Annotated in this window: 6 protein-coding genes; 3 read left to right on the top strand and 3 right to left on the bottom strand. The window is 40.1% G+C overall.

The window, feature by feature from the left end; genetic code table 11:
- Nucleotides 1-470 precede the first annotated feature (470 nt).
- Nucleotides 471-2,132, top strand: a complete 1,662-nt coding sequence (locus tag F6K20_RS17785; protein ID WP_287255347.1) for a hybrid sensor histidine kinase/response regulator — start codon at nucleotides 471-473, stop codon at nucleotides 2,130-2,132.
- A 271-nt stretch (nucleotides 2,133-2,403) separates the two neighbouring features.
- On the opposite strand, the gene F6K20_RS17790 is transcribed toward F6K20_RS17785, so the two are convergent.
- The gene (locus tag F6K20_RS17790) at nucleotides 2,404-3,210 is read right to left on the bottom strand and encodes a PRC-barrel domain-containing protein (protein ID WP_287295499.1); all 807 of its coding nucleotides are present in this window, start codon (nucleotides 3,208-3,210) and stop codon (nucleotides 2,404-2,406) included.
- A gap of 261 nt (nucleotides 3,211-3,471) precedes the next feature.
- Here F6K20_RS17790 and F6K20_RS17795 point away from each other — a divergent pair, with 261 nt between their 5' ends.
- Nucleotides 3,472-3,837, top strand: coding sequence for a LapA family protein (locus F6K20_RS17795; protein ID WP_287295501.1), 366 nt, complete (start codon nucleotides 3,472-3,474; stop codon nucleotides 3,835-3,837).
- Nucleotides 3,838-4,055: 218 nt separating this feature from the next.
- Here the strand turns inward: F6K20_RS17795 and F6K20_RS17800 are convergent, their stop codons facing one another.
- Both F6K20_RS17800 and F6K20_RS17805 read right to left on the bottom strand, forming a co-directional pair.
- A complete protein-coding gene (locus tag F6K20_RS17800; protein WP_287295503.1) occupies nucleotides 4,056-4,400 on the bottom strand; it encodes a hypothetical protein in 345 nt (114 codons plus the stop codon).
- 231 nt (nucleotides 4,401-4,631) lie between these two features.
- Nucleotides 4,632-6,446 (bottom strand): hypothetical protein, encoded by a 1,815-nt coding sequence (locus F6K20_RS17805; protein WP_287295505.1) that lies wholly within the window; start codon nucleotides 6,444-6,446, stop codon nucleotides 4,632-4,634.
- A gap of 28 nt (nucleotides 6,447-6,474) precedes the next feature.
- Here F6K20_RS17805 and F6K20_RS17810 point away from each other — a divergent pair, with 28 nt between their 5' ends.
- Nucleotides 6,475-6,693, top strand: coding sequence for a hypothetical protein (locus tag F6K20_RS17810; RefSeq protein WP_287295507.1), 219 nt, complete (start codon nucleotides 6,475-6,477; stop codon nucleotides 6,691-6,693).
- The last annotated feature ends 440 nt before the right edge of the window (nucleotides 6,694-7,133 follow it).

The raw sequence follows: 7,133 nt of genomic DNA on the forward strand, positions 1-7,133 counted from the left end.
GATTCCCGATTCCCGATTCCCGATTCCCGATTCCCGATTCCCGATTCCCGATTCCCGATTTCCGATTCCCGATTCCCGATTCCCGATTCCCGATTCCCAGTGGGTAGCGCTATAGGTCAGAAACCATTAGCCTCAAGCCTAATCTGATCATGGCTAATGCCTTCAAGGATAAACCTAATTATTGAAATCTTACCACCATTACGCCTCCTGATCTTTAAGATTAATTTTATGATTCGAGGCTAAGTTAGCCATCGAAGACCCTCAGACGGTATACTTTTTTGTATTTTAATCCCCTTGATCTCAAGGATTATACGGGTTTTATGTGCATTTTTTAGTGAATTATCCGTATAAGTACGGAGATGACTATTAGTGAAATTACGGTGGAAACAGGTTTTTTTTTAGGTCAATATTAACATATTAGATTTAATTGATATCTAACCGATGTTTGTTGATTAGTTAACGGTATTCCAATGTCATCAACGTACCTACCAGTCACTTCTCCTTCAGCTGATCAAACTAATTTCTCTGCACCAGTCCCTGCTTCAGTCATTTATTTTCAGAATAAACTCCCCACAGAAAGAGCAGACCATCCTGATTGTACCCGAATCCTCTTAATTGAGGACGATATCCAGGATGTTGAGCTCATTAAAGCATTACTCAAAAAGGCAAAACATTTTCCAGCAACACTCACCCATGTAGAGACCTTAGAGCAAGGTCTCGAATGCCTAAAGCAGGGAAATATTAATATCGTACTCTGTGACCTGTTCTTACCCGATCAGCAAGGCCTAGAGACATTTTGCCAAATTTATGCCCAGTTTCCCGAAGTGCCTATAATCATTCTGAGTGGACTGACTGATGAGAATTTAGCGATAGAAGCGCTACAAGAAGGAGCACAGGATTACTTAGTTAAAGGAGAATTTGATCGGAACCTATTGGTACGAGCGATGCGCTATGGCATGGAGCGGCAACGACTGCTGTTAGCACTGAAGCGACAAACTGAAGCCCTACGAGCCAGTGAAGAACAATTTCGCACCATGATTACCAGAAATGCTGATGGTGTTGTGATTATTGATCAGAATCGAGTGATTCAATTTGTTAATCCCGCAGCAGAATCCCTGATGAACTGTAAAGCGGAGAAACTCCAAGGAGAACTATGGTGCAGTTCCTTAGTGGTTGGTCAAACTACAGAACTAGATATTCGCTCCTCCTATGGAAAAATTGTTATTGCCGAAATCCAGCTAGTAGAGATTCAATGGGAAGGGAAAAAAGCCTATATGGCATCACTGCGAGATATCACCACTCGCAAGGAACTAGAAATTGCTCAGAAGCAACTGAATGATGAGCTAGAACGTCGGGTTGAGGAGCGCACACTTGAACTAAGAGTAGCTAATGATCAGCTCCAAGTTTTGGAAATTAAACTACGTCAATCACTGGTTAAAGAAAAAGAATTGAGCAATTTTAAATCTCGGATTATCTCTAGCATTTCCCATGAGTACCGCACCCCATTAACTACCATTTCTTCATCAGCAGCAATCCTGGAACGGTACTGTCATCAAATGGATCTGACTCGGCAAGTAAAACATTGTAGACGTATCCAATCCATGGTTCAGCAACTGACTGGTTTAGTGGATGATGTGCTATTTATTAACAAGACAGAATTTAAGCAACTAGATTTACAACCCGAACCTATAGACTTAGTTGAATTTTGTAGTAAATTAGTTGATGAAATCAAATCTAAAACCACCTATAAGCACCAGCTCTTGTTTAGGCATGAAGGTGACTGTCAGGAATTCAGATCAGATCCTAAGCTACTAAGCCAAATGCTAACTAATCTCCTCTCTAATGCTATTAAATATTCTCCTCAAGGAGGCAAAGTCGAACTTAACCTTAAATGTGACACTAATCAAGTAATACTGGAAGTTACCGATGAAGGAATTGGCATTCCTAAGCACGATCAAGGTGAGTTATTTAATTCCTTTAGTCGTGGGAGTAATATCGGCTCCATAGGGGGAATTGGATTGGGGTTATCAATTGTCAAAAGTTATGTGGAACACCATCAAGGTGAGATAGTTATGGAAAGTAAAATAGGTTTAGGTACTCGTGTTACTGTCTGTTTACCATTGCTTGCTTAGTGGTTAGTATGACTGACAAAAATTGATTTATTGATTTATTTAACCGCAAATTATCAGAAGGGGAGAATACTAATATAGTTGGTAAAATGTATTTATAAGCAATCAGATCTAGTTCACGTCATGACTTATTAGTAAAGACTTATTGGTCTTGGGTCTTAGTTAATGGAAAATGGAAAATGGAAAATGGAAAATTCATAACTCCCAATTCCCAATTCCCAATTAACAGCCATCGGCAAAAATTATCGCCTGATTATAAATCCTTAGAGTCCTGTTATGTTTTATCTTTCAACTGCTTCGTAACGGATTTGGCTTTATCCTGTAAGTGTGCGGTGGTAGCCTGAGCTGTGTCTTTCAACTGATCAGTAACTGATTGAGCTTTATCTTTAAACTGTGCAGTGGTCGCTTTGGCTTTATCCTTCAACTGTTCAGTAACTGATTGGGCTTTATCTTTAAACTGTTCTGGTATATGTTGAGCTTTTCGCTTGACATCTTGAAATTCCTGGACAGTTTTTTGATAATCTTCCTTGATCAGGTCTGTAGCTTGACTAATTTTTTGATTAAGTCCTTCCCCATACTGTTTACTATTTTGAGCAACTGCATCCAGTACAATTATCCGCTTGCTGCCAATACTCGAAATTGCTACGGGTGGGAGTAGATACATACCATCCATAACCCCATGCCAGCCAAGGTCCGAGAAGAGATAGTTAACTACACTACCGCTTTTGGGTTTAAGCAAGTAGTCCACTAGCTTACCAATTTTGTTACCCGCATCTGTCCACACTTCATGTCCGATCAGGGAATCCCAAGACTCGGTTTTCTGTTGAGTTTTGTTATTTTTGCTAGTGTTGACGAGAATACTATCGGTGCCAATACTCTCTACTTGACCCCAAGCAAAGTACCGTTTTTTCGCCCCAAGTAATCCAGACTTACACCTTAAGGCCACGACTCGATGAGCTTGATAGTCCAACAAGAGTTGATCGACATGACCAATTTCTTCCGTCGTCTGACGCTCTAAGACTAGACGATTGAGTAACTGGCTCTGCCTAATCGGTTTGGGTTGGATAAATAGTAAAGACATCTGTTCATGTCTCCAATAGTTAAGAACTGGCAATGGCGTTCGGAAAAAGACACTGAAGGCTCTAAGCGGTAAGCTATCAGGTAAGCATTCGGCGTTTATTTTAAACTGACGGCTGTTCGCGTAGCGTGGCCAAAGGCCTTCCGCTGATCGCTGAATGCTAAATGCTTGTGTACCCCTCTGTGATTTTTTCCATCTAGATTTTAGCTTACAATAATTGAGTCAAGTCTGATCTAGGGGATTACCAAGGAGTGAGTTGAGACTATGCGCTTATTGTTTTTGATTTCAGGCTTTGTGATCGGCTTAGCTATAGCAGCGATATTATTCGCCCTCCAAAATAAAGCAATTGTGGAGGTAAATTTTGGGGTTTGGACTATACAAGAACCTTTATCTCTAGTGATTCTTTTAACTCTATCTATGGGCTGTTTAGCTGGTTTATTAATATCCACACCTACTCTAATTAACCAAAGTCGTAAACTAACTCAGCAACGTAAACGGATTAATGAGTTAGAGCAGGATTATAATGAAACAATAGTAAATATTGATAATCAACGCAAAAGAATAGAGTATTTAGAAGATAGTTTGAAAAGTAAGATAGGTGCCTCATCACCAGAATCTGAGCTGCAATAGCTGGAAAACTGTTGGTATTGAGCGGTCAGCGGTCAGCGGTCAGCGGTTAGCAGACTTAACTCTGATTAAATAAATGCTTACCTCTTTCTTTTATTCTAAATGCTTTCGTGATCAATAAGAATGTGCATAGCCCATAAACTGTTCGCGTAGCTTGCGCGTAGCCCATAAGCTGATAGCTGATAGCTGATAGCTGATAGCTTACCTTTTACTTAACTATTTTAACTACTGATCAAGGATTCAAACTCAACTTTTAATGATTCAAAATCTGCCACCCTTGACACCAGTAAATTATCCTTACCAGCATCATTTAATCGTTGTTTCCAATAACTGATGATTTCTGGGTGATTCATCCAGAATTGAATCACACTGTCTACGGCTTGATCTATACCCCAATCTGCCTGGGAGGGAAGGGTTTCAGCTGATTCAATTAAAGCATCGAGGGTACACTGATAAGTACCTAAGTATTTCAGTTTTGGTGGGACTTTTCTCTGAGTTAACTTCTGTTGATGATTGAAAAAGTCTAGGACAGGAGATACTCCTAAGATTTCAAAGGTGTATTTCATAGGTTGAATACCTTCCTTTTTACCAGTTATCCTTTTTGCAAGTTACCTCAACCTTTCCAGGCCAGGTCATCAAGATTGGTAGATTTTTCTGTGTTCTGTCTTCTGTGTTCTGTGTAAGAACTCTGACTGTTAACCAATCCTATAGAACTGCTATGCACTACATAATAAAGGAATTGTTAAATTGGTTTTGTAATCATTGTAACATAATAACACAATACTATAGGCTCAAACCTAACAGCTATAGCGTTGCTTCAATTTATCCCAGGTCGGTAATGATAACAAATCTTGCTGCAACATGGAAATAGTTCCCAGGGGCAGGTCTTCCTCAGGTTTGTGTTCCAAGGATCTTAAATACTCTTCATCGGCTTGGTAGTTTCTGACCAGATAATCAATGATGTCATCATCAAGGGTAATATTAAAATAGGCTATCAGTCGTTTTACCAAGCAATGAGCAGTCTGTGTCCGTGCTTGTTGGACTTCTTCCACAAGCAAGGCTGCCAAGCCAGCTTTGCTTGTGGCTGCCAGACCTACTTCAATTCCCCCGAGATTGGCTTCAAAGGAATTTTCAATGGCAATTTGTTCTTCAGGCTCTGATATATTTAAGTAATGGTCTAGTAAATTGACCAGTTCAATGGAGAGTTGTTTGTAATCAGATAAGTCAAGCTGTTGATAATTACTTTGATAATTAAGTAACGCTTTTAAGGGACTGGTGTGTTTAGACTCCAGGAAATCCTGTAACAGGGTAGTGATATCTTTAGCAAGAGAGACTTTATCCTTATCGCTTAGAAAAATAGTTTTCTCTTTTAGAATCAGAGCCGGATGTTTAAGTCTTTTTTTATCCGGTGATACCAGTTTCAAGTCCTGACCATAGCTAGACCATAATTTATGATACTGCTGTTCTACTTTTAGCAGATTTTTATGAAGGCTATTTAATCGTTTATTGAAGCGGATGATATCATCATAACGCTTTTTTATTTTTTTAGGACTAGCATGGGTAGTGCTTGTCAAATAGCTTTGTAATGTAGTAATAAGCAGTTGCTCTAATTGTGATCTGGTAATCCCTAATACAGAATGGGTTACTTGGTTATCCGATCTATTTAATTGTGCGATCAGGCCATAGATGCGGCTGTTACGCATGCGCCTATTTAATTGAAAGTCTGACAAGAGGGAATCAAAGGCTTCTTTAACTTTTTTCAAATCGTTTCGTCCCTTAAAAACTGGGTCGAGTAAAAGAATAACGCGCCCTGATAACAGCTCAATGGTTAAGGTAAAAATGCCAAGACTATCATTAAAGGTCATGGTGTCGAGGGATTCTTGATTGGCGGCAGTAAGGCTTCTTTCTAAGAAACCAATAGGACGCTTTAATCCTTCTCGTAGGGAAGGGGCTTTTCCTTGCAAACGCTGGTTTACTAATTCGGCTATACCAGGAAAATTATTTTGTAAATGGGCAAGTTTTTGGTCGAGGCGATCGCTTATAGCTTGGTACTCTTTTTCGATCAGACAATAAATTCCTTGTTTACGATAGGATTCAATCCGCTTCATGGTTCGTGCGATGACATCATCTTGGGTGATATCAAAGGTGGCTTCTTCTAGTAAATCTTCGCTGGCTGCTCCATTACGGAGAATCCACCAAGCACCAACTAGGGGTTGTTCTTCTGGGGGATAGCTTTTGATATAGGTGTTACGAGCACCAAAATACAAGTCAAATAACTGATCAATTACGGTTAATAACTGCCATTCTGCTTCTTGTACCCGTGGTGTGTAAAACGCTTGCTTGCCAATGCGCACTACAATGGCAATCAGACCAGCAATCATAGTGTACCCAGTAAAGTAGATAACATTTTCTACTTGAGGAGGATTGCCATATCCGAGATAATGACCACCGTATATTGCCAAAAATGTAACTGGACCTGCTGTCCAAGCGATATTCAAAAATGCGGATAACCATGATTCTTGTTTAATGGCAGAGGCAATCTGGTGAATCACAGATTCCCCTACAGCACTGATAGTAAGGTTATCTACTTTATGCTTGCTGTAGTAAAACACTTGATGTTAAGTAACTTTGATAAGCGTTATGGGTGCGAAAGCTACAACCCTCAATAAGGGAGTAGGGAAGTCAGAAGAGGAAACTTTGGAATTACGATGCAGCCCGGTCTTTGGGGCTTACCCGGATGACCGCGCTGCATGGCTTTATTTTGGAAGCACCATTACACCCAATTGCTATCTAGTCTATGTATACTTTGATCGATCAGCTAATGCGCTACGCGAACAGCTATTAGCTATTAGCTATTAGCTGTCAGTTATCAGCAAAACTATCAGAGCTTAAGTTTGAAAGCTAAATTAAAAGCTCAGTTAAAAGCTCAGTTTATGCCTGTGCGAAGTGAAGTATATATAGTAGATACTATATAGGTTATATATATATCTATTGGCTAGGAATGTATGTGCTTCTATTTGCTAAGAGTTAGTTCTAAGAGTTACCGACTATGAAGAGAATCTATCACAAACTTAAGAAAGTAGTCAAGTGCTATATCTGAGGGGATAATATAGCGGTTTTCAATAGGTTTTAGGGAACAGGGAATAGGGAGTTGGGAAGAGGCAAGAGGCAAAAGGCAAGAGGCAAGAGGCAAGAGGCAAGAGCGATGCAGCGCGGTCTTGGGGAGGCAGTGCGGTCTTGGGGGTTCCCCCCATGAGCAACTGCCGTGGTTTCCCCCATGAGCGACTGCATCAAGACGA

The sequence above is a fragment of the Moorena sp. SIO2C4 genome (genome assembly GCF_010672485.1).
In the GTDB taxonomy this organism is placed as follows: domain Bacteria; phylum Cyanobacteriota; class Cyanobacteriia; order Cyanobacteriales; family Coleofasciculaceae; genus Moorena; species Moorena producens.

Bases quoted from the DNA above. Each gene is read 5' to 3' on its own strand.
- F6K20_RS17785 (WP_287255347.1), top strand. From the start codon at position 471: ATGTCATCAACGTACCTACCAGTCACTTCTCCTTCAGCTGATCAAACT.
- F6K20_RS17790 (WP_287295499.1), bottom strand. From the start codon at position 3,210: ATGTCTTTACTATTTATCCAACCCAAACCGATTAGGCAGAGCCAGTTA.
- F6K20_RS17795 (WP_287295501.1), top strand. From the start codon at position 3,472: ATGCGCTTATTGTTTTTGATTTCAGGCTTTGTGATCGGCTTAGCTATA.
- F6K20_RS17800 (WP_287295503.1), bottom strand. From the start codon at position 4,400: ATGAAATACACCTTTGAAATCTTAGGAGTATCTCCTGTCCTAGACTTT.
- F6K20_RS17810 (WP_287295507.1), top strand. From the start codon at position 6,475: ATGGGTGCGAAAGCTACAACCCTCAATAAGGGAGTAGGGAAGTCAGAA.